Source organism: Allobosea sp. P2_A10 (genome assembly GCF_056405115.1).
In genome coordinates this window covers 819,147-838,956 of record NZ_JBFUCS010000001.1, presented here as the reverse complement: position 1 = coordinate 838,956, position 19,810 = coordinate 819,147, and the positions used below count along the sequence as shown (strand labels likewise).

The 19,810-nt window shown below is 63.4% G+C and carries 22 protein-coding genes, 1 tRNA gene and 2 pseudogenes; 5 read left to right on the top strand and 20 right to left on the bottom strand.

All coding sequences use genetic code 11. The features are described from left to right. Positions 1–130 (top strand): annotated as a pseudogene (locus tag AC1DZY_RS04115) (IS5/IS1182 family transposase); the annotation flags it as partial. 167 nt (positions 131–297) lie between these two features. On the opposite strand, the gene AC1DZY_RS04110 reads toward AC1DZY_RS04115, so the two are convergent. Continuing rightward, positions 298–1,197 carry a hypothetical protein gene (locus AC1DZY_RS04110; RefSeq protein WP_476818770.1) on the bottom strand — a complete coding sequence of 300 codons (900 nt, stop codon included), beginning with the start codon at positions 1,195–1,197 and terminating at the stop codon, positions 298–300. 117 nt (positions 1,198–1,314) lie between these two features. On the opposite strand from AC1DZY_RS04110, the gene AC1DZY_RS04105 reads away from it, so the two are divergent. Both AC1DZY_RS04105 and AC1DZY_RS04100 read left to right on the top strand, forming a co-directional pair. Further along, positions 1,315–1,704, top strand: a complete 390-nt coding sequence (locus AC1DZY_RS04105; RefSeq protein WP_476818769.1) for a GFA family protein — start codon at positions 1,315–1,317, stop codon at positions 1,702–1,704. Between the two features lie 26 nt (positions 1,705–1,730). Further along, positions 1,731–1,847: pseudogene (locus AC1DZY_RS04100) on the top strand (IS1595 family transposase); the annotation flags it as partial. Between the two features lie 1,074 nt (positions 1,848–2,921). Here AC1DZY_RS04100 and AC1DZY_RS04095 read toward each other — a convergent pair. The 17 genes from AC1DZY_RS04095 to AC1DZY_RS04015 all read right to left on the bottom strand — a co-directional run bounded on the left by AC1DZY_RS04095 (position 2,922) and on the right by AC1DZY_RS04015 (position 15,043). Continuing rightward, the gene (locus tag AC1DZY_RS04095) at positions 2,922–4,691 is read right to left on the bottom strand and encodes an AAA family ATPase (protein ID WP_476818768.1); all 1,770 of its coding nucleotides are present in this window, start codon (positions 4,689–4,691) and stop codon (positions 2,922–2,924) included. 3 nt (positions 4,692–4,694) lie between these two features. Continuing rightward, on the bottom strand, positions 4,695–5,591 hold the full coding sequence (locus AC1DZY_RS04090; RefSeq protein ID WP_476818767.1) for a hypothetical protein: 897 nt from the start codon (positions 5,589–5,591) through the stop codon (positions 4,695–4,697). Further along, complete coding sequence (locus AC1DZY_RS04085) at positions 5,588–5,815, bottom strand: hypothetical protein (protein ID WP_476818766.1); 228 nt, start codon at positions 5,813–5,815, stop codon at positions 5,588–5,590. Before AC1DZY_RS04085 ends, AC1DZY_RS04090 begins: the two co-directional genes overlap by 4 nt. After that, positions 5,812–6,273: a hypothetical protein gene (locus AC1DZY_RS04080; RefSeq protein ID WP_476818765.1), complete on the bottom strand. Its 462-nt coding sequence runs from the start codon at positions 6,271–6,273 to the stop codon at positions 5,812–5,814. The genes AC1DZY_RS04085 and AC1DZY_RS04080 overlap by 4 nt, the downstream gene beginning before the upstream one ends. Then, on the bottom strand, positions 6,270–6,602 hold the full coding sequence (locus AC1DZY_RS04075) for a hypothetical protein (protein WP_476818764.1): 333 nt from the start codon (positions 6,600–6,602) through the stop codon (positions 6,270–6,272). Before AC1DZY_RS04075 ends, AC1DZY_RS04080 begins: the two co-directional genes overlap by 4 nt. After that, positions 6,599–6,892, bottom strand: a complete 294-nt coding sequence (locus tag AC1DZY_RS04070; protein ID WP_476818763.1) for a winged helix domain-containing protein — start codon at positions 6,890–6,892, stop codon at positions 6,599–6,601. Before AC1DZY_RS04070 ends, AC1DZY_RS04075 begins: the two co-directional genes overlap by 4 nt. Further along, entirely contained in the window at positions 6,882–7,088 is a 207-nt protein-coding gene (locus AC1DZY_RS04065; protein ID WP_476818762.1) for a hypothetical protein, read from the bottom strand. Before AC1DZY_RS04065 ends, AC1DZY_RS04070 begins: the two co-directional genes overlap by 11 nt. Before the next feature lie 5 nt (positions 7,089–7,093). Further along, positions 7,094–7,237, bottom strand: coding sequence for a hypothetical protein (locus AC1DZY_RS04060; protein WP_476818761.1), 144 nt, complete (start codon positions 7,235–7,237; stop codon positions 7,094–7,096). 197 nt (positions 7,238–7,434) lie between these two features. Continuing rightward, positions 7,435–8,571, bottom strand: coding sequence for a hypothetical protein (locus AC1DZY_RS04055; protein ID WP_476818760.1), 1,137 nt, complete (start codon positions 8,569–8,571; stop codon positions 7,435–7,437). Positions 8,572–8,573: 2 nt separating this feature from the next. After that, positions 8,574–9,788 carry a tyrosine-type recombinase/integrase gene (locus tag AC1DZY_RS04050; RefSeq protein WP_476818759.1) on the bottom strand — a complete coding sequence of 405 codons (1,215 nt, stop codon included), beginning with the start codon at positions 9,786–9,788 and terminating at the stop codon, positions 8,574–8,576. 164 nt (positions 9,789–9,952) lie between these two features. Then, positions 9,953–10,037, bottom strand: a tRNA-Leu gene (locus AC1DZY_RS04045). A 127-nt stretch (positions 10,038–10,164) separates the two neighbouring features. Beyond that, complete coding sequence (locus AC1DZY_RS04040) at positions 10,165–10,896, bottom strand: amino acid ABC transporter ATP-binding protein (RefSeq protein WP_476818758.1); 732 nt, start codon at positions 10,894–10,896, stop codon at positions 10,165–10,167. Further along, positions 10,877–11,530, bottom strand: a complete 654-nt coding sequence (locus AC1DZY_RS04035) for an amino acid ABC transporter permease (RefSeq protein WP_476818757.1) — start codon at positions 11,528–11,530, stop codon at positions 10,877–10,879. The genes AC1DZY_RS04040 and AC1DZY_RS04035 overlap by 20 nt, the downstream gene beginning before the upstream one ends. Continuing rightward, entirely contained in the window at positions 11,530–12,189 is a 660-nt protein-coding gene (locus tag AC1DZY_RS04030; protein WP_476818803.1) for an amino acid ABC transporter permease, read from the bottom strand. The genes AC1DZY_RS04035 and AC1DZY_RS04030 overlap by 1 nt, the downstream gene beginning before the upstream one ends. Before the next feature lie 197 nt (positions 12,190–12,386). Continuing rightward, the gene (locus AC1DZY_RS04025; protein WP_476818756.1) at positions 12,387–13,190 is read right to left on the bottom strand and encodes a transporter substrate-binding domain-containing protein; all 804 of its coding nucleotides are present in this window, start codon (positions 13,188–13,190) and stop codon (positions 12,387–12,389) included. A 66-nt stretch (positions 13,191–13,256) separates the two neighbouring features. Then, positions 13,257–14,243 (bottom strand): 2-hydroxyacid dehydrogenase, encoded by a 987-nt coding sequence (locus AC1DZY_RS04020; RefSeq protein ID WP_476818755.1) that lies wholly within the window; start codon positions 14,241–14,243, stop codon positions 13,257–13,259. A gap of 38 nt (positions 14,244–14,281) precedes the next feature. Then, entirely contained in the window at positions 14,282–15,043 is a 762-nt protein-coding gene (locus AC1DZY_RS04015; protein WP_476818754.1) for a GntR family transcriptional regulator, read from the bottom strand. A 208-nt stretch (positions 15,044–15,251) separates the two neighbouring features. Between AC1DZY_RS04015 and AC1DZY_RS04010 the strand changes: the two genes are divergently transcribed. Beyond that, a complete protein-coding gene (locus AC1DZY_RS04010; RefSeq protein ID WP_476818753.1) occupies positions 15,252–16,451 on the top strand; it encodes a mandelate racemase/muconate lactonizing enzyme family protein in 1,200 nt (399 codons plus the stop codon). Between the two features lie 10 nt (positions 16,452–16,461). Continuing rightward, positions 16,462–17,229, top strand: a complete 768-nt coding sequence (locus tag AC1DZY_RS04005) for an SDR family oxidoreductase (protein WP_476818752.1) — start codon at positions 16,462–16,464, stop codon at positions 17,227–17,229. Between the two features lie 12 nt (positions 17,230–17,241). Here the strand turns inward: AC1DZY_RS04005 and AC1DZY_RS04000 are convergent, their stop codons facing one another. Next, positions 17,242–18,516 (bottom strand): polysaccharide biosynthesis protein, encoded by a 1,275-nt coding sequence (locus AC1DZY_RS04000; protein WP_476818751.1) that lies wholly within the window; start codon positions 18,514–18,516, stop codon positions 17,242–17,244. Then, positions 18,513–19,679 carry a glycosyltransferase family 4 protein gene (locus AC1DZY_RS03995; protein ID WP_476818750.1) on the bottom strand — a complete coding sequence of 389 codons (1,167 nt, stop codon included), beginning with the start codon at positions 19,677–19,679 and terminating at the stop codon, positions 18,513–18,515. Before AC1DZY_RS03995 ends, AC1DZY_RS04000 begins: the two co-directional genes overlap by 4 nt. Positions 19,680–19,810: the final 131 nt, after the last annotated feature.

The window sequence follows — 19,810 nt, the reverse complement described above, 5'->3', positions numbered from 1 at the left end:
GCGCACCTTCGGCTGGATGACCCGTTGGAAGCGCCTCGTCCGAGACTACGAACAGCGCCTCGATGTCTCCGAGGCCATGATCCATATCGCGCTCGGAAGCCTCATGCTGCGGCGGATCGTCCATCCGTGAGCATTCTCAAACGGACTCTAAGGCGCGCACCCAAAAAATCCACCGCGCATGACGTTAGGTCATAGTATCTCCCTTCGTCAATGCGGTGCCCTCTCGATCTATTCGCGCGCCAGCCGCTCTCGTCGCGGCTCAGGCCTTCGTCGTATTCCAGAATGCCGGCGCTTCAGCTAGTGCGGCCTTCCGTTCATCAGTTCCCACTCCAAAGCCGGCATCGTACGGGCCTCGATCGACATCGTCGGACCCACTATGCCGTGATGCTCTGTGATCAGCGCCTTCATGGCCTCGACGGCCGCAGCTTCGCCAGCGCACTCGCGGTGCTCAACGAAGAATTCTTCCGTGGAGCTTGGTCCGGTATCCCTGAATATCTGGAAGACAGCGACCCACTGGCCCCTGCCGGTACGCCGCAGCCGTTTCAGCTCCCGCTGACGTTCACCCTCGGCAGCGACCGCTTCCCATAGGAACTGGTCTTCAGGGTCTTCTCGCGCCTTTGATCTCGCTTCCCAGATCAAGCCGGCGAGGGCCCGTTCGGAAAGCTGACGAATGTACCAGTTCCACATCCCGTGGTCTGATTGCAGCTTGCTGATCGCCGCCTTCGCTTCGTAGCTCAGCGCAGGCTGCCGAGGCGCGATGCCATCAATTGTCGGAAATGCCTTCGTGCCTGGCTTGCGGATGATATCAGCGAGGACGCGGTCGAGGTCTTGGGCTGAAGGTTCCCAGCGGTTGACATCGCGCCAAGCCTTTTTAGATCGCCTTTTCGACAGAGCGACGACGTTGTCCGTTTCCTGAGACGCAGGAAACGAAAAGCTCATGATCTCGTTGAGCCCCTGTCGCACGCTTCGATCAATGCGCCCTTCTGCGTCGAACTCGTAGTAAAAGCCGTTCGCGTGGTTGATCGATTGGGGCTTCCCGTCCTCGTAGTCGATGATGACCTCCAAGCTTTTCTGGCGCGTCCCTGCGTAAGCGGGGATAGCGTCTTGCCCGAAGTTCAGTCCCTCCACTACTCGGCGCGGGATACGCTTGATCGCGCCTCCTTCCTCGAACAGAAAATGCCTGAGTGTCGTGCCCATTTATTTACTCCCGCGATAACCCATCACCGGGATTCTAGGCACGCTTTCGCCGAAAAGCTCTGGCAATCGCTGCCACAAATCTGGCTAAATCAGCCAAGCTCGGGGGGCGCGTGACCCATGACGACATATTCTGGCGGCTGCCTCTGCGGACAGGTGCGATGGCGCGCCACCGCCGAGCCGATCAATGTACGCATCTGCCATTGCCGGCTGTGTAGGGCCGCGACGGGCGGACCTTTCTACGCCAGGGCGCTATTCAACGATCGGGATGTCGAGCGGTCGGGCGAAACAACGCGCTGGGCCTCATCGGGCCGGCTTCATCGCATGTCGTGCAATTTATGCGGGACGCCGGTCTTCGCCGAGCCGCAGGATGGGCCATGGATCACTGTGGCGCTGGGAACGCTCGACAATCCGAATGCACTGCCGCCCGGCTCGCATATATGGGTCGAACAAAAGGTCCCGTGGTTGAGCATTGACGACGGCTTGCCGCAATTTCCTCAAGGCGCTTGAGCCGGTAGCAAGTGCCTCGATCGTAGCGCGATGCTCACTACCGGGTGAGCGATGGCGAGCAATATTTGATGGTGGTGAGCGCAACGCTTGCACATCCCGTAAGCCGGCAATGGAAGGGCTATTGGCAGCGTTCAAGCCATTGAGACGGCTCTGCCTCGGTCGAGTATAAGTTCAACCAACCGATATGCCGCTTCAACCGAAGCCACCTTAGCGAGCACGTGCAGGCCTCCTACATCAGGTCGGTCGTCTACCTCGTAAACGAAATAGCCGGCGTCGGCCCCCAAATGAGTTGCCGCAGCGTCATATACCGTCTTGCGCGCAAGAGATGAAACGCACAACATACGGTAGTTATCGATCCTCTGCGCGACGAAAAGGTCATCCTCGTCCATGGCGCGTCCTCATACTCGTATCCGGCTCGAGCCGAGGCTGTCGGCAAACGAACTCGCGAAATTTATGGTTTCGACCGAAACTGCTCGGGTCGGAATCCTTCGGCGAGCGAAGGAGGTCAGCACTGCGGTCGTCGTTCGATATTCCGATGTGCGGAACGTGATGCGGAACGCAACGTGCTCGCCTGACCGGGCAACGGACATAATCGGGAGCGCTAGGGAAATATTCCACCAGCGCGCGACCGACGCTGCGCTATCGGCGTTTGCGAGAGATGATGCAAGCGGGTCCCTCGATGTTCTTGACAATTTCGATGCCGTCAGGGCTCGGCTGGCTGGCCTCGATTGCGTTCCTGGCCCATCGAATCAGGAACGTCTTAACATTTCCGGCGTCGGCGTCTCAGTAAACTGCGACATTTTGATTCAGAGGGCGCATCGAAGCCAAAATGAGATTGGCGGCGCACTCTTTCGGCTGACGAAGCCGGAAGAAGATGCATCGGAACGCTCAATCCAGCGGCGTCGCGAGATGGGGAGTTATGCGGCCGCGCTGGTGCTGATGCACATCACGGAGCACCACGCGGCCAACAGGACGCCCATAGGAAGCTTATGCCTGTCTCTCGATGTCCAATCAGGCGAGGCGCAGGACGCGGCAAGAGCCTTTGCCACGCGGAGGCAGAACGTCGAGAACGCATGTCGTTTTATCGCCGCGATGTGGGCGACCATCTAGTCAGGACGGCTCCAAAGCCGCACGCCGTCTCGCTCGCCCGCTCTGGCTATCTGGTGCCGTTTCAACTGCATGCTCAAGGCCTGCACGACGAGGTGTGCGACGGTGCATCAAGCCGCAGACTTCAGTCGCGGCTCAGCTTTCTCGCCGAGCGGCTGGTAGCTTCCACCAGCAGGCTCAAAGCGGCGGGTCGCGCCCATGAACCAGAACTTCACCGCGCCGGGCGCTCCGCAGATCGGTTGCCGCCTGATCTTGCGCGAGACGACGAGCGTGCAGCGTTCCTCGTAATCGCGATACACGACGAGGCCGGCGTCGGCCTTGTTGCGCCAGTGAGCCGAGCCGGCGATATCGTAGAGGCTGGGCATGGGCTCCTTGCCGCCGCCGGGGTTCGCAATCTTGGTCGGGTGCGCGACCATGAACACGGTGACATCGTGAGCGCGGGCGAAGCGCTTGCACTTGCTGATGAGCTGCGAGACGAATTCCGTCTCTGACATCTGCGGCGGTCGGCCGGCCTCCAGCTCGTTGTACGGGTCGATGATCAGCCCCCGGATGCCATATCGCAGGACGGCCGCTGCGGCGCGCTCCAGCACCCAATCGATGCTGGGGGTATGCTCACCTGCGTCGATGAAGCGAAACGACTCCTGTGCCCACCCAAGAGTCACGGCGAGGCCTTCTGAATCCAGCTGAGGGTTGGGTCCGGGGTGAAACGGCAACCCGGCCCTGATTTCACAGAGGTCGGCGATGTGGTTCTCGGTGCCGGTCTCCGGCGAGAACACGGCCCAACGCCAGCCATGGATCTGGGCCATGGAAACCGCGACCTGATCGAGCCAGCGGCTCTTGCCGTGGTTGGGAATTCCGGTGACCACGACGAACTGGCCAGGCAGAACCTTGAAGGCCATATCCATGTCAGGTCCCATGCCGGTCGTCAGGGGCTGCGGACCTTCACCGCGATAGATTTCCCAGACGCGCTCTGAAAAGTCGCCGACGCCAAACAGCCCATCGATCGGCCATGGCTCGGCGTTGGCGATGCATTCGCGGAGAACCTCCCTGCCGTGGTCCATCAGGCATTCGTTGGCGTCCTTGGTCTGCACGTCACCGGCAGCCGGGAAGCGAACCCGCCAGCAACGGTCCTTGCCGAGACGGCGCGCCAGCTCCTGCGCCAGCAATTCGCCGGGGCCGTCCATGTCGGTTGCGATCAGGATGCGGCCGGCTGCCTCCAGTTCGGCGGCATGCGTCGCCAGCGGCTCATAGCGCTTGTCCGACTGTTCCGGCTTGTCCGGCGCTCCGTTCGGCAGGCTGACGACGTTGAACAAGTCCGCCTCGATCATCGCGAGTACGTCCATCTCGCCTTCGACGAAGATCAGATCCTTGCCCGGCTCGATCGCGTCGGCGTTGTACAGCACCGGCTCGGGCTGCTTCTCCTGGCGGAAGTTCTTGGCCGCGTCGCGATACTTCACGTTGCGCAGCATGCCCGCCCACTCGTACGGGAAGGCGATGCAGTCGGCCTCGGCCTCGATCTGCGGGAACCATTGGCGCGAGCGATAGATGCCCATCCGCTCGACGGTGGCGGCGCTGATGCCGCGCGAGGCGAACCACGCCAGCAGCTTGTCGGGCCGCTGCGGATTCTCGACGCGGGCGGGGCGATTGAACATGCGACGCTCCTGGCGATGATGAGGTTGGGCATCTCCACCGGCGCCACCGGTCCAGCCGCAGTGATGGCACTGCCAGCGGGCGCGGTCGGCGAAAATGGTGACGGACAAGCATGGGTCGGTTTTCTTCTTCCGGCTCGCTGAGCAGCGCGGGCACGTCGTCTTGTGATTGCCGGGCTGCCAGCTGCGAAGCCGGATGCCTTCACGGCGAAGGGTTTCCAGAAACTCCATCGGTCAACCTCCCCGCGCCATGATGAAGGCCATCGAATCCGCTGGCTTCGACTGCCGCCCCTGCAACGCTGCCTCGATCCAGGCGACCGGATCGGCCGGGTTGGTATCCCGAGCATCCTCGATCGTGCGGAGAACGCGCCGGCAATCGTCTCGCCCGACCTTGAGCCACTTGCCGATCAGCGAGCGCGACTTGTCTTCCGGCCTGCCGGTCAGGCTCCGGACGATGGGCGGCCCAAGCCGGAAAAGCTCTGTCCGCCAGTCGGGCATAGCGGGTTCCGCCGGAGGCATTTCCGGGCTGCCTGCAGCCGTAGCTTTAGCTACGGAATATACTGTCCCTGTCCCTTGCGATCCTTCAGGGATCGACCGGGGATCGTTCAAGGATCGAGTGAGGACGGCGTTTTGATTGATTTCGTTGGGCTTTTCATCCGGGATGACAGCACCATCGAAATCACGATGCGGTTTGTCATCTTGAGTAGTTTTTGATTTTTCCTGTTCAAGTCGTCCACGAATGCGACCCCAGCGGGCCTCGTTGCCCTTTTTGCCGCGCTCTCTGGCGAGCATCTTTCGGTCCCAGGCTTCATTCACTTTCTCCGCCACGACGGGGTGATAAAGTCGGCCGTCATCGCAGCGCCGCCAGCCGCGCATGGCCACCGAGCGGACCTTGCGCCAGCCACGAACATCCCGGCCCATCTCGGCGAGGCGGGCGAGGACGACATCGTCATCGGGGAGCGATCCCGCTGGCACTTGATGAAAGCTTTTCAGCCACAGGGTGACGCCTGCGCGCCACTCCGCATCGTTGGCGGTGGCGTGGAACTCGCTGCCAAAGATCCGCACGATATCGAGCGGCATGAAAGCGAAGTCGCGCAGGTCGCAATCGGCGGGAGTGAGGGGCGCGCTCATGGCGCACCCCCGTTCTTGACGGCGAAGACTTCGGGCACCGTGTCGAGCATCGCCTTCACGCACGCGCCGAACTTTTCGAGCGAGCGCTGCAGGGCGATGTCGTCGTTCGTCGCGAGGTGGTCGGTGGCGTGATCGAGATGAAGCGATGCCATCGACATCGCCGTCATCAGGAAGGCGCGGGGCTGACAGGCCCCGTCGTGATTGATGTAGGGAACGGCGCTCATGATGCGCCTCCCAACGGAACGATGACGGGATGCGGACCAGGGATGCCATTCTCGTTCCGGAACGCCCGCAGCGAGTTGTTAACGCCCTCCAGTTCGGTCAGGCCCATCTCGTCATGATAGACTTTCGTCGCCGCAACCATGCCGGCGACATAAGCGTGTTCCAGTCGAACCTTGGCGAACCCGCTCTCGATCATTGAAGCGATGAGCCCCTGCGCCATCCAGGGCGGCGCGAGGGTGGTAGGGCCGGCATCGGTCATGACGGCGCGAGTGTCCCGCGCCCACTCCTTTCGGAGCTTCGACTTGAAGTCGCGCCGCAGACCGCGCGGCAGCGCCATGCAAGCGTGCAGATCTTGGACTGAGTGCCAGACCATCCGCTCGCCGGGGAGCGGCGGGCGGAAGTAGCGGAGATTGGCAAGGCCAACGGAGGCGACGGAGAGGGGACGCACGATATCGCTCATGCCTTATCTCCTTCGTCTTCCTCACCGCACGGAAGCGTCTCGTCCCAGACGAAGCCGAGCAAGCGCTGCCCGGCCACGACGTTGGTGTCATGGGCGAAGGTGATTTCCCCCATGTCCATGTCGAAGCGGTTGGACCGCAGCAAACCCGACAGGATCAGGTGCGATGTGGCATGGAGGATGTCTTGAGAGACCTCCTTCTCCGTCAGGCTGGTCGCTGCCAGTGCGCGATCAAAGACCGCACTGTAGGACACTGCACTGGGTGTCTCCGCGACGTGCTGGAGAATGCCGGCGATGATCTTCGACCGCAGTTCGGGGAGGGACTGGTTCATGCCGCCCTCCGTTCGACCACGGTGACAAGCGTCCGGAGGACGTAGCGAGCGTGGCTGCCCGCATATGGACCGGCATGACGCTCGTCGATGGTCTCGATGCCGAGCCCGCCGCCGCGCAGCTTGAAGACGTAGTGCGACCAGCGCGGACCGGGATGGTCGATCGGCGTGCAACCCCTTTCGCCGGCGGCGATGAGGTTGCCGAGAGCCCAGGCGTCGCGGCCCTTGAACGTGCGCGGCGTCGTGTCGCCCTCGATGACGACGGTGATGGACTTGAGGATTTCACCGGCCATGACGCGCCTCCATCGGGCCGAGCCCGGCAAGATGCGCGACGGTGGCCGCGTGTAATTCGCTGATGGCGAACTGACGCTGTAGCCGCTGGACGATGACGTTCGGGATGCTATACTCAGGAATGCTTCCTGCCACGGAAAGCGCATTCCCGAGCCCGGCGCTGACCCCAGCGACCGGGTTCGATTTTTTGGTAGCCATGATGTTTACGCGGCCTCCTTCTCGGAGGCGGCTTCGAGCGCGTTGATATAGCGCTCGATCTCGGAGGCGCGGATGAATGTGCGCCGGCCATTGCGGACGGCTTTCAGGCTGCCGTTCTTCAGCTTTGCGTAGCCGTTCGTCGTGCGCATCCCCATCATGCCAAACGCGGCAAGCACAGGGACCAGGCGATCTACAGGGGGAGTATATGCTTCCATTTTACGTCCTCAGTTGCCCGCGTTCATGGGAACGCAACCGGCGGGCGAGGACGTTTGTGGCCGCAGAGAAGCTTCTCTGCGATTTGTTCATTTGTTCGGGGAGAAATTGCCCGAACATTGCCCCGGACATTTCAGCTTCGGGGTTTCCTGCCGCGAGTGAGGTCTGGGGAGTGCGCCTGCCAAAGCGCATATAATGAATCGCGGGAAACTTCAGGCCGGCTGGATATGCGCCATGATTCGGTGGTCCGCCAGTCGGGCCACGCATCTGGATACGCCGCTTTCAACGCCTCGATGTCAGCCGGTGAAGCGGCTCGCTTTTTTGGCTTGGGAGGCGGCGATGTTTTGTCGAGCAGACCAGAAATCCAGCTACGCAATGATGATCGCAGCACGGTGACATCATTCCACCTCAACGCATGAGGCCTGTCGTCGCGAAACCTCGCATAGGCTTCCGTATCACCGCTTGCAGGATCGATATCGAACCCGGCTCCGTCGTTCGTTATGGCCAGATCATGGGCGAAGACGGCGACTGGGATGGCCTCAGGACGGCCCACCATAGCGCAGGAACCGAAGAGTTTGATTTTCCCCTGGCGAGCCTGATCGAGCAATGCAGCCCCTGTGCGCGCCCGGCGCGCTGCCGCCACCAGTGGAGCGACATCGGCAGGCGGTATGAGGGAGCCGAAAGTCAGCACGCTGATCGCCGGGCCTAGTAGAACCCAATCGCCACCCGGCATCTGATCCAAGCTCGACAGGTCGATCTCGGGTGCAAGCGCCCAAGGCGTTCTGGCTATTAGGTCCGCCCCCGCCACGGAGTTCGAAGCCGGAAGTTGGAGACGGATAAACCTCTCCAATTCATCGTCTCTGACAAATACGGGTGCGCCTCCGGTTTCTGGTCCGGGGCATGCCAGATGATGAAGCTGGGTGCTCAAGCCGGGGACGCCGAACGAAATGGCGGCAACCCAACGTTCCCGGTCGGCGAGTTCGGCTGGTTCACCGGTTTTCACATCTCGGATCATCGCGCGAAATCGGCCTGACGCGAGAGCCGTGCGCATCATTCGCTCGACCCGCCGACGAGATTCGTCATACGCATTCCAGGCATCATCGGGCACACCGTCCCAGTTGCCCCCAGCCTGTTTCGAAAACTCTTCGTAGGGGACGCGTTGGCTAAGGGCGAGGAAATGCTTCTCGCTGTCCTCGATCGTGCGCCAAGCACGCTCAAATGCATCTGATAGCCACTCGTGGCCCCCAGGCAGGGTATGTGGAGCGGACATAGCTATTGCTTCGCCGGTGAATGGATCTTGGTGCCTTGGCGCAGCGCATCGAGATGATCGGCCCACCACTTTCCCATGCAAACTCGCTCGTCCCAATACTGGCCGCGAGCGTAAGCCTTCCGGGCCTTGTCCTCATCCTCGTGAGCGAGTGCGCGCTCGATAGCGTCGGCGGACCATTGCCGGCTTTCGTTCAAGAGGGTCGAGGCGCTTGCTCGAAAGCCATGCGCCGTTGCCTGATCAGCAGAAAAGCCCATCACCCTGAGCGCGGTGTTGAGAGTGTTTTCAGACATCGGTCGGTGCGCCGATCGGACAGAGGGAAAAACAAGTGCGCCTCCGCCGGATATCGCACGAATCTCGGCAAGGATTTCGAGGGCTTGGCGCGGCAGCGGGATAGAATGGGGCCGTCGCATCTTCATGCGCCCCGCCGGCACTATCCATAGGGCTTCGTCGAGGTCGAACTCGCGCCATTCTGCCAACCGCAGTTCTCCCGGACGCGGAAAGAGCAGGGCCATCAGCCGCAGCGCGTGTCGCGTCAGGGGCATCCCCTCGTAGGCCTCAATCGCCCGCAAAAGCGCTCCGAACTTTTTGGGCTCAGTTAGAGCGGCCCGGCTTTTGACGACTGGAGAGATCAGCGCGCCGCGAAGTGCCTGTGTCGGGTCTCCGGCCGCCCGCTGCGTGGCAACGGCGAAGCGAAAAACCGCGCCGATAATCGACTTCAGCCGATTCGCCGTTTCATGATGCCCGCGCGCTTCGACCTTACGCAGGCAGGCCAAGACCTCGGCAGCAGTGATTTCCGAGATAGGACGCTTCCCGAGCAATGGCTCGGCCAGTTTGATGTGCCAGGTGAATTTGTTGATGGTGGCTTCCGAAAGCCCGCCCTTGGTTTTCTGGACTTGAAGCTCGGCGGCGATGGCCCCGAAGGTTTCTCGCCTGTTGGCCTCTCCCGTCAGCTTCGCAAGGCGCTTAACCGCGCTGGGGTCTTGCCCGTCACGCAGAAGCCGCTTGGCGTCCTCGCGCCGCTCGCGAGCCGTTCGAAGATCGATCTCGGGGTACGTGCCGATCGACAGCTTTTTTTGCTGGCCGTCGAAGCGATAGGCAAGACGCCAAAGCTTCGCGCCTCTCGGCTCCACCCAAAGCTGCAAGCCACCGCCATCCGACAGCTTCACAGTGCGTGCCGCTGGCTTGGCATTGCGGATGGCAAGGTCGGTGAGCGGCATGTGTTGGCCTTGAGAAGTTGGCCTGTTGGCCTATTGCTCCCAAAGGGCCAACTATTTTCGCGACTGTCAACGCACGTCAGCGGCCGCCAGCGCACCCTAGAGCCAGCAGAAGTGCAGTTTTTGTTGGGATAATGGACGCCAGCGGACGTTGGCGAAAAGCGCTTTGGTGCCCCTGGCCGGAATCGAACCAGCACTCCTTGCGGAACTCGATTTTGAGTCGAGCGCGTCTACCAATTCCGCCACAGGGGCCCTTGCAGGCGGGCGGGACTATAGCGATCGATCGGACGCGGTCAATTAGGAGAACGCGCCCGATTTCGCTGCCGGGGCGCGGCGGACGGCGTCGAGCGCCCCAAGCCTCTTGCCCGACGCAACGGGCTCAGTGCGCGCCGGCGCTGACGAAGTTGCGCAGTTCCGGCGTCTGCGGGTTGGCGAAGAGCTCTTTTGATGGGCCGCTCTCCCAGATCTTGCCCTGATGCATGAAGACGGTGGTGCTGGCGATGTTGCGTGCGAAGTTCATCTCATGCGTCACCAGCAGCATGGTCATGCCGCCCTTGGCGAGCTTCTCCATCACCAGCAGCACCTCGCCGGTGAGCTCTGGATCGAGCGCCGAGGTGACCTCGTCGAACAGCATCACCTTGGGCCGCATCGCCAGCGATCTCGCGATCGCGACGCGCTGCTGCTGCCCGCCCGACAAATTGTCGGGATAGCTGTCGAATTTTTCCGACAGGCCGACCTGGGCGAGCACCTCGCGCGCCAGCGTCTCGGCCTGGGCGGTCGGGACGTTCTGGGTGATGCGCGGCGAGAGCATGATGTTCTGCCCGACCGTGAGATGCGGGAACAGGTTGTAGCTCTGGAAGACGATGCCGACATCCTTGCGCAGCTCGCGCAGGTGTTTGGGATCCTGGTCGAGCGTATGGCCGGCGACCTCGATGCGGCCGGCATGAAAGGCCTCGAGCCCGTTGATGCAGCGCAGCAGCGTGCTCTTGCCCGAGCCGCTGCGGCCGATGAGGGCGACGACTTGGCCGGTTTCKACGGTCAGGGAGACGCCTTTCAGCACCTCCAGATTGCCGAATTTCTTGTGGACTTCGTCAATGAGAACGGCTGGCATTCATCACCTTCTCGAGATGGCGGCTGAGCCGGGACAGGGGGAAGCAGATGGCGAAATAGATCGCCCCCACCAGCGTGAAGATCTGGAAGGCCTGATAGGTCGCGTTATTGACCAGCATGCCGGCGCGCATCAGGTCGACGAAGCCGACGACCTGGACGATCGAGGTGTTCTTCACGAGCTGGACGAGGAAGCCGACCGTCGGCGGCAGCGAGATCCGGATCGCCTGCGGCAGGATGATGTAGCGGTATTGCTGGGGGGTTGTCAGCGCCAGCGAGGCGGAGGCCTCCCATTGCTGGCGTGGCACGGATTCGATCGAGCCGCGCCAGATCTCGGCGAGATAGGCCGAGACATAGATTGCCAGCGAGGCCGAGGCCGCGAAGAAGGGCGGCAGCTCGATGCCGATAGCCGACAGCCCGTAATAGCTCATGAACAGCACCATGAGCACGGGGATCGACTGGATCACCAGGATGTAGCCGCCCGCGAAGCGGCGCAGCAGCTTGACCTGCGACAGGCGCATGATCGCGAAGACGCCGCCGATCGCGCCGCCGATGACGAAGGCGATGGCAGTCAGCGCCAGCGTCCAGCTCGCGGAACGCAGGATGAAATAGGCCTCGGGCCAGCCGAAGGTCTGCATCAGGCCGCCTCCCCATGGGCTTCGGTGAGGCGGGCGAGGCCGGAGACCTGCGGGAAGATTCTCCGGCCGAGCCAGTTGAGGAAGAGCTTCAGCGAGAGTGCCAGCACGAGATAGATCACGGTGACGATGATGTAGGTCTCGAAGCTGCGGAACGTGTCCTGCTCGATGATCGCGGCCGTGCCGGACAACTCCTGCACCGAGACGAAGGAGCAGATGCTGGACGCGAGCATCATCAGCACGAACTGGCTCGACAGCGCCGGCCAGACGCGGGCGAAGGCCGGCTGCAGCACGACATATTGCAGGACCTGACGCTTGCTCATGGCCAGCGCCAGCCCGGCCTCAATCTGCGATTTGTGGATCGAATCGACGCCGGCGCGGATGATCTCGGTGGCGTAGGCGGCGAGGTTGAGCGTCATCGCCAGCAGCGAGGCCTCAAGGCCGTTCAGGCGGATGCCGAGCTGCGGCAGGCCGAAGAAGATCATGAAGAGCTGGACCAGGAAGGGCGTGTTGCGCATCAGCTCGACATAGGCGTCGACGACGTAGCCGGCCCAGTTGCCGGCGAGGCTGCGCAGCGCGGTCATCAGCGTGGCGAGGACGAGACCGAGCCCGATCGCGACGAACGACAAAACGATCGTCAGCACGACCCCGTTCAGGATCATCGGCCATTTGGAAATGACATCTTGGAAGAGCAAAAGCGCGCTCCTTCGGCCCTCGATCACGAAAATCGTGATCAATCATAAAAGGTAGAGCATTGCTCTTGCGAAAAACCGGTTCCCACTTTTCGCGCAATGTTCTTGAGGTCGAGGGTCGCCGGCGCGCATTGGCGCGCGCCGGCGGGTCCGATCACAAATCCAGATCAGAAGGTCGGCAGCGGCGGCAGTGGGCTACCGACCCACTTCTGCGCGATCGCGTCGAGCTCGCCGTTCTGCTTGACGTAGTAGATGAAGTTGTTGAGCCACTGGCGAAGCTCCCAGGCGTCCTTGCGCATGGTCATCGAGTTGGGCTGCACGCCGAAGACGAACTTGAGCTCGGTCTCGGTCTCGCCACGCGCCTTCATGGCGGCGTTGGCCTGGGCGTCGGGTCCGGCAATGGCCTCGACCTGGCCGGAGAACAGCGCCTGCATGGTGGTGGCGTCGTCCTCGAAGCGAAGGATGGTGAGGTTCAGCTCCTTCTCGCGGCTGGTGAACTCGCGCTCGACGCTGGAGCCGCGATTGACCCCGACCTTCTTGCCCTTGAGATCGGCCCAGGTTTTGATGGCGACGTTCTTCTTGGCGTAGATGCCGGTCTGGAAGGCGCTGTAGGGGATCGAGAACATCACGGCCTTGGCGCGCTCGGGCGTCGGGGCGAGCGTCGCGACGAGGAAGTCGACCTTGTTGGCCTCCAGCGCCGGGATGCGGGCCGGCGGGGTGAGCTGCACCATCTCGACCTTGACGCCGAGATATTTGCCGATCAGCGCGATCACGTCGGCATCATAGCCGATCGCGTTGCCCTGCGAGTCGACCGAGCCATAGGGCGGGGCGCCGATCAGCACGCCGATCTTGACCGAGCCGCGCTTGATGATGTCGGTGATCGACTGGGCCGAGGCCTGGCCGGCCAGCAGCAGGCCTGCGCCCAGCGCCAGAACCGTGCCGACGGTCTTGAAGTGTCTGAAGAAGCTCATGGTGCGTTCCCTGGTTGAGTTGGAATGATGATGGATCCGGCTTCGTATGGCCGGTTGGTGAGGTGTTCAGAGGACGCCACGTCCCTGTCGCACGACGTTTTCGAGCGGGGAGCCCGAAAAGCAGCGCCTGATGTTGTCCGCCATGGTCTGCTGACGCCGGCGGATCGTTCCGCTGGTCCAGCCCGACATGTGCGGCGTCATTAAAACGTTTGAAAGCTCATGGAAAGGGAGTTTCGACGGCAGGATATCGGCCTGATGCGGACCGGGATACTGATACCATGTGTCGATGATCGCCCCTCCGATCGCGCCCGCCCGCAAGGCCTCGAACAGGGCGGCCTCGTCGATGGTCGGCCCGCGCCCGACATTGACGATCACGGCGTCGGATTTCATCGCCGCCAGCGCCGTCGCGCCGACGATCCCCGCCGTTTCCGGCGTCATCGGCACGGAGACGATGATGTAGTCCGCCGAGCCCCAGAAATCGCCGAGCTCGTCCAGCGTGAAGGATCCGTCGACCAGATCGGAGATTGCCACGGGGCTGCGGTTGGCGACGTGGACCTTCATCTCGAAAGCCTTGGCACGTCGCGCTATCGCCTTGCCGATATGGCCGAAGCCGAGCAGGCCGATGGTCTTGCCCGCGATCTCGCCATGGACGCGGTCGGGCGCACCCGCCCACCAGGCCCAGTCGCCCCGGCGCAGGCGCTGATCGGCGTCGGCGAGCGGAATACTGCGCGCGAGCAATGCGCTCATGACATATTCGGCGATGGCCTGTTCATGGCCGAAGCAGTTGCAGACACTGGCGTCGGGAGGCAGAAGGCCGAGATCGACGGCGTCGTAGCCTGCGCCGGGCACATGAAACAGCTTCAGCCGGGACGGCATCGGCAGGCCGGCATCGAACTTCACGCCGATCACGACATCGGCTTGCGCATAGGCGTCCTGGTCAGCCCCGACGCCGAGCACATCGGGCAACATCCGGATATCGGCCTGCGGACCGACGAGGTTGGCGAAACCCTCGCCGAAGGAAGCGGCGTTCTCGCCGTGGAAGATGATGCGCATGAGCGTGGCCGGGTTCCCGAGGTGAACGTGTTTTCGTGTCAGGCGCCGAGCAGCGGCTCGACGCTGCAATCCAGCAGCGAAGGGTCGATGCGGGCTTCCATCTCGTCGAACATGCCGTCGACGAAGCCGATCAGCGCGTCGGAGGCCGTCATCGCGCGCTCGACATGTTTTGTCGCGATGGCGTTGAGCACGGCGAGATGGTGGTCGATAGTCCCGTCGAGACTGATCTTTTCGGTCATGTAGGTGTGGTGGAGGAAGCCGATGCGGCGGAAGATCGTGTGCAGCGGCCGCAGCGTGTGTTCGAGGAAGGGCTCGCCGGCGGCGGCCAGCACCATCTGGTCGATCCTGCGGTCGAGTTGGTTGAACTCGGCCAGCGTCAGCCCGTCGCGGCGCTCGCGTAGCAGCCGCTCCATATGCAGCATCTGGTTGCGGTGCGAGGGGCCGGCGCGCTCGGCCGCCAGCCTGATGACGAAGCGCTCGATGTCGCGGCGCAGATGCAGGAGCACGCGCTCGCGGGCGAGGTCGATCGGCGCGATCTGCAGGCCATGACGCGGCCGGATGATGATCAGCGTGTCCGCGGCGAGGCGGTTGACGGCGTGGTGGACAGGCGTCCGGCCAAAGCCGGTCATCTCCTGGAGTTCCTGCATGGCGAGGAAGCGCCCGGGCGGCAGCTCGCATCTGACCAGCAGTTCCTCGATACGGTGATAGGCCAACTCGAACAGATTGACGCGATTGCGCCGCTGCGGAGCCTGCGGCTCGCTCGCGTCGACAAGCTTTGGCCGTGTCGGCTGCTTGGCCATGTCGCGTCTTCCTCCGTGGCGGAACTCGTTGTCTGGCTCCGTCTTGGAAGCGACCGTAAACATGTTGTGATATTTTACAAGTGCTTCTATGGTCGCCCTGTCCTGACCGCTCGTTCCCTTGGGGAGGGTGGCCGGTGCGAAATCCATCCGAGGCGTTCCGCGGCCCGACAGGCCGGCGAAGAACGCCCGCCGCCATGGGAGGCAGGCCTTGAAGATCACCGCGATCGAAACGCTGCGGACTGAAGAGTTCGCCAATGTGCTGTGGGTGCGCGTCCACACTGACGCTGGCGTGATCGGGCTCGGCGAGACCTTTTATGGCGCCGGCGCGGTCGAGGCGCATCTGCACGACACACTCTCGATGCGCCTGCTCGGCAAGAACCCGCTCCACATCGAGGCGCTGCACAAGGAGATGACCAACCTGCCGATGGCGCAGGCCTCGACCGGCGTCGAATCCCGGGCGACCTCCGCAGTCGACATCGCGCTGTGGGACATCTTCGGCAAGGTCTGCAAGCAGCCGGTCCACCAGATGCTCGGTGGCCTTTGCCGCGACAAGCAGCGCATCTACAACACCTGCGCGGGCTATGGATATGTCCGCTCGCACAACATCAAGCCGGTCTCGACCTGGAATCTTGGTTTGAGCGAAGGCCCCTATGAGGATCTCGACGGCTTCATGAACCGCGCCGACGCCGTCGCCGAGAGCCTGCTGGAAAGCGGCATCACGGCGATGAAGATCTGGCCGTTCGATCCTGCCGCGATCGAGAACCAGGGCCTCCACATCACGCCCGACCAGATGCGGAAAGCCTGCGAGCCCTTCGAGAAGATCAGGAAGGCGGTCGGCGACAAGATCGAGATCATGGTCGAGCTTCACTCGCTCTGGAACCTGCCGACCGCGATCAAGATCGCCCGCGTGCTCGAGCAATACGAGCCGACCTGGTACGAGGACCCGATCCGGATGAACTCGCCGCAGGCGCTGGCCGAATTCGCGCGCTCGACCACGGTCTCGGTCTGCGCCAGCGAGACGCTGGGCTCGCGCTTCCCTTACAAGGAGATGCTCGACCGCGACGCCATGCACATCGTCATGGCCGATCTGTGCTGGACCGGCGGCCTGACCGAGGGACGCAAGATCGCGGCGATGGCGGAAACCTATCACCGCCCCTTCGCGCCGCATGACTGCATCGGCCCGGTCGGCTTCATCGCCGCGATCCACGCCTCCTTCAGCCAGCCCAACACGCTGATCCAGGAATCGGTGCGCGCCTTCTACACCGGCTGGTACAAGGAACTCGTCGACACCATGCCCGTCATCAAGGACGGCTACGTCCTGCCGATGGAGGGCGTCGGGCTTGGCGTCGAACTCCTGCCGGCCGTCTTCGAGCGTTCGGACCTGACCGTCCGCCGCTCCAGCCTGTGAGGACCGAGCCATGACCAATCCCTTGTTCGACCTCACCGGCAAGACGGCGCTGGTCACCGGCTCCTCTCGTGGACTGGGTCGTGCCATGGCGGAGGGACTGGCGGTCGCCGGCGCGCGCATCCTGATCAACGGCACCGATCCGGCGCGCGTCACCGGGACCGTCGCGGAGTTCCGTGCAGCGGGGTATCAGGCCGAGCCGGCGCCTTTCAACGTCACCGACGAAGCGGAAATCCTGAGAGCGTTCGCCGGTTTCGATGCAGCCGGCATCACTGTGGACATCCTCGTCAACAATGCCGGCATCCAGTTTCGCAAGCCGATGGTCGAGCTTGCGACCGCCGACTGGCAGCGCGTCATCGACACCAATCTGACCTCGGCCTTCATGATCGGGCGCGAGGCGGCCAAACGCATGATCGCGCGCGGCTCCGGCAAGGTCATCAATATCGGCTCGCTGACCAGCGAACTCGCGCGCGCAACCGTCGCTCCCTATACGGTCGCCAAGGGCGGCATCAAGATGCTGACGCGGGCGATGGCCGCCGAATGGGCCGAGCACGGCATCCAGGCCAATGCGATTGGTCCCGGCTACATGGTTACCGACATGAACCAGGCGCTGATCGACAACCCGACCTTCGACGCCTGGGTCAAGGGCCGCACTCCGGCGAAACGCTGGGGTACGCCCGACGAGCTGATCGGGACGGCGGTGTTCCTGGCGTCGCAGGCTTCGAACTACGTCAACGGCCAGATCATCTATGTCGATGGCGGGATGTCGTCCGTGCTCTGAGGGCGGTCCGCGTCAGGGCGTTCCGGCTGGAATCTTCGCGGCCGGGGCCAGGGCTGCCATGGCCCGTCTCCGGCGCATCACGATGCCCCAGGTTCCGGCGAGAACGATGGCCTCCGAGACCGCGCCGCCGAGCACGGCCCAGGACGAGGCGAACGTCAGCAGGATAACCAGAACCAGCGTCAGGCCGGCGATGGCGGCGATGGCCGAGAGGATCGCGATGCTGCGGTAGTCGAGCGTGACCTCGAGCCAGATGCGCGGCATCACATAGAGCATCGGAATGGCCGACATCACCCAGGCGATCAGGGAGATCTTGTAGAATCGCGCATTCTCGAGGCTGTCGGGCTGGATCAGCGGCAAGGCGAGCAGCGCGGCGACGCCATAGGCCAGTCCGAGCAGGGCGAGCGGCGCCAGCCATGTCCGGATCATCCGTCCGACGCCGGCATCGTCGCCACGCGCCAGCAGCGCCGACATCTCCGGATGCATCATATTGGCGAAGGCCGTCGAGACGATCCTGAGCGGCACGAACATCACCAGTGCGGCCGCGATCGGCGCATAGGCCTCCGGCCCAGCGATGGCGGCGACCAACAGCGCCATGCCCTGGCCCTGCACATTGGTGATGCTGACGCTGAGCAGGGACCATTTCAGGTCGCGCCAGAGCTTGCCGTAGCGTCGCCAGACATGGCGCCCGACGGTGACGCGGATCGGGCGACGCCGCACCGTCAGCAGGACGAGGATGCCGAGCGAGTTCGCCGCCGCCAGGATCAGGAAGGTGTTCTGCAGCACATGGCCGCCGGCGAGCAGCACGAGCGTGGCGCCCGACGCGCCGCTGAGCGTGAAGACGAGGTCGCTGACGCTGACCAGCGCCTGCCGGCCGCGTGCGAAGAACACCGTCCGGAGATGGCTGCGGGCCGCCCATAGTCCGACGAAGAGCCCTCCGCCGAGCGCGCCATGGTCGAGCCACAGATGCAGCACCGCCGTGACCGCGATCCCGAGCGTGGCCGAAAGCAGCGTGGCGGCCGAGCCGAAGGTGATCTCGAAGGCGCTGGCGGCGCCCGCGCTGCGGCTTTGCGAGATGAAGATGCTCGCCGGCAGCGCCGTCAACGAACGGATATAGGTCAGGCCGAGTCCGCCGATGACCATGACCAGCGCGAAGATGCCGTAGTCATGCGCCGAGACCTGGTGCAGCAACGCCAGGTTGAGCCCGAGATGGAACGCGCTCTGCATCGCCTCGCCGCCGATCATGACGACGAGCCTCGCGGCCTTGGCCTGGAGATCGCGAAACCTCATGCGGGCCGCGCTCCGACGTCGTCGGCTTGGATGCCCTGCGCCTGCTCTGCGATCATCTCTCTCGCCAAAGCCCCGATGGCCGAAGCCACTGCCGGAGCGCTGAACAGTTCGAGGAATCGTGCCCGTCCGGCGAGCGCCATGGGCGCGAGGCAGGTCGGGTCGTCGAGTATCCCGATCAGCGCCGACGCCAGCGCATCGGCATCACCCGGCGGCAGGAGCCGGCCTGTGACGTGGTCGACGACGACCTCGCGCAGGCCGCCGATCGCGGAGACGAATGGCGGCCGGCCGTAGGCCATGGCTTCTATCGCCACGCGTCCGAGCGATTCCGGGCGGCGCGAGGGTACGACGACGATGTCGGCCCAGCGATAGAGCGGCTCGSGATCGTCGAGAAAGGGTTCGATGCTGACGGTCTCGCCCAGCCCAAGCGCTGCGACCCTGTGGCGCAGCGCCTGCTCAAGCGCGGCGTCCTCGAAGGCGCTGCCGACGATCCGGACCGACAGCTTTCGCCTTGCCGCTTCCGGCAGGCCTGCAAGCGCTTCGAGCAGGATTTCCTGGCCCTTGATCCGGTTGATCCGGCCGAGCATCAGAATCTTGAGGGGCTGCGTGCCGTCATAGCCGGTCGGCGCCCATGCGCCGGGATCGGCGATGCCGTTGTAGATGACGTGCCCCGGCCGGGCTGCTGGCGGCGCGAAGGCATCGCGGGTTGCGCGCGAGTTGAAGATCAGCCGGCTGCGGCTCCAGAGCGCCAGGCCGCGCAGGATCGGGCGCATCACCCCTTCCGGAATCTCGTGGATGTGCTGGATGACCCTGCCGGGAAAAAAGCGGGCCGCCAGCGTGTGGTCGATGATGACGGAGGTGTTGACATAAGCCAGGTCGCAACGTGCGAAGCGTCTTGCCGCGCGCATCAGCGCCAGCGGGAGGGTCACGACCCCCGTCGCGATCAGCCACGGCAGCGCCTTGCGGCGGAGGATCCAGAGCGGCTCGAAGACGATGGCGCTCGCGACGCCTTCCAGCAGCCCAACGATAGGGCCCGGACGCGGCAGCACCACCTCGATCGTCGCGGACGGATAGGCCAGACGCAGAGCCGCAACGCTTTCGGCAAAGCTGCGGTCGGAGCCGTAAAGCTCATAGCCCTGATGGATACAGACAATCTTCAGCGGCACGACCCATTTCCGTCCCATCACGACACAGTTTCACGCCGTTTGGTCAGATGACGCAAACCATATGCCAGCACACGTAAAAGTAGAGACAATTTTAGGTTTCAACTTCAAGCACTTTGAAAATTGTTCTGTTT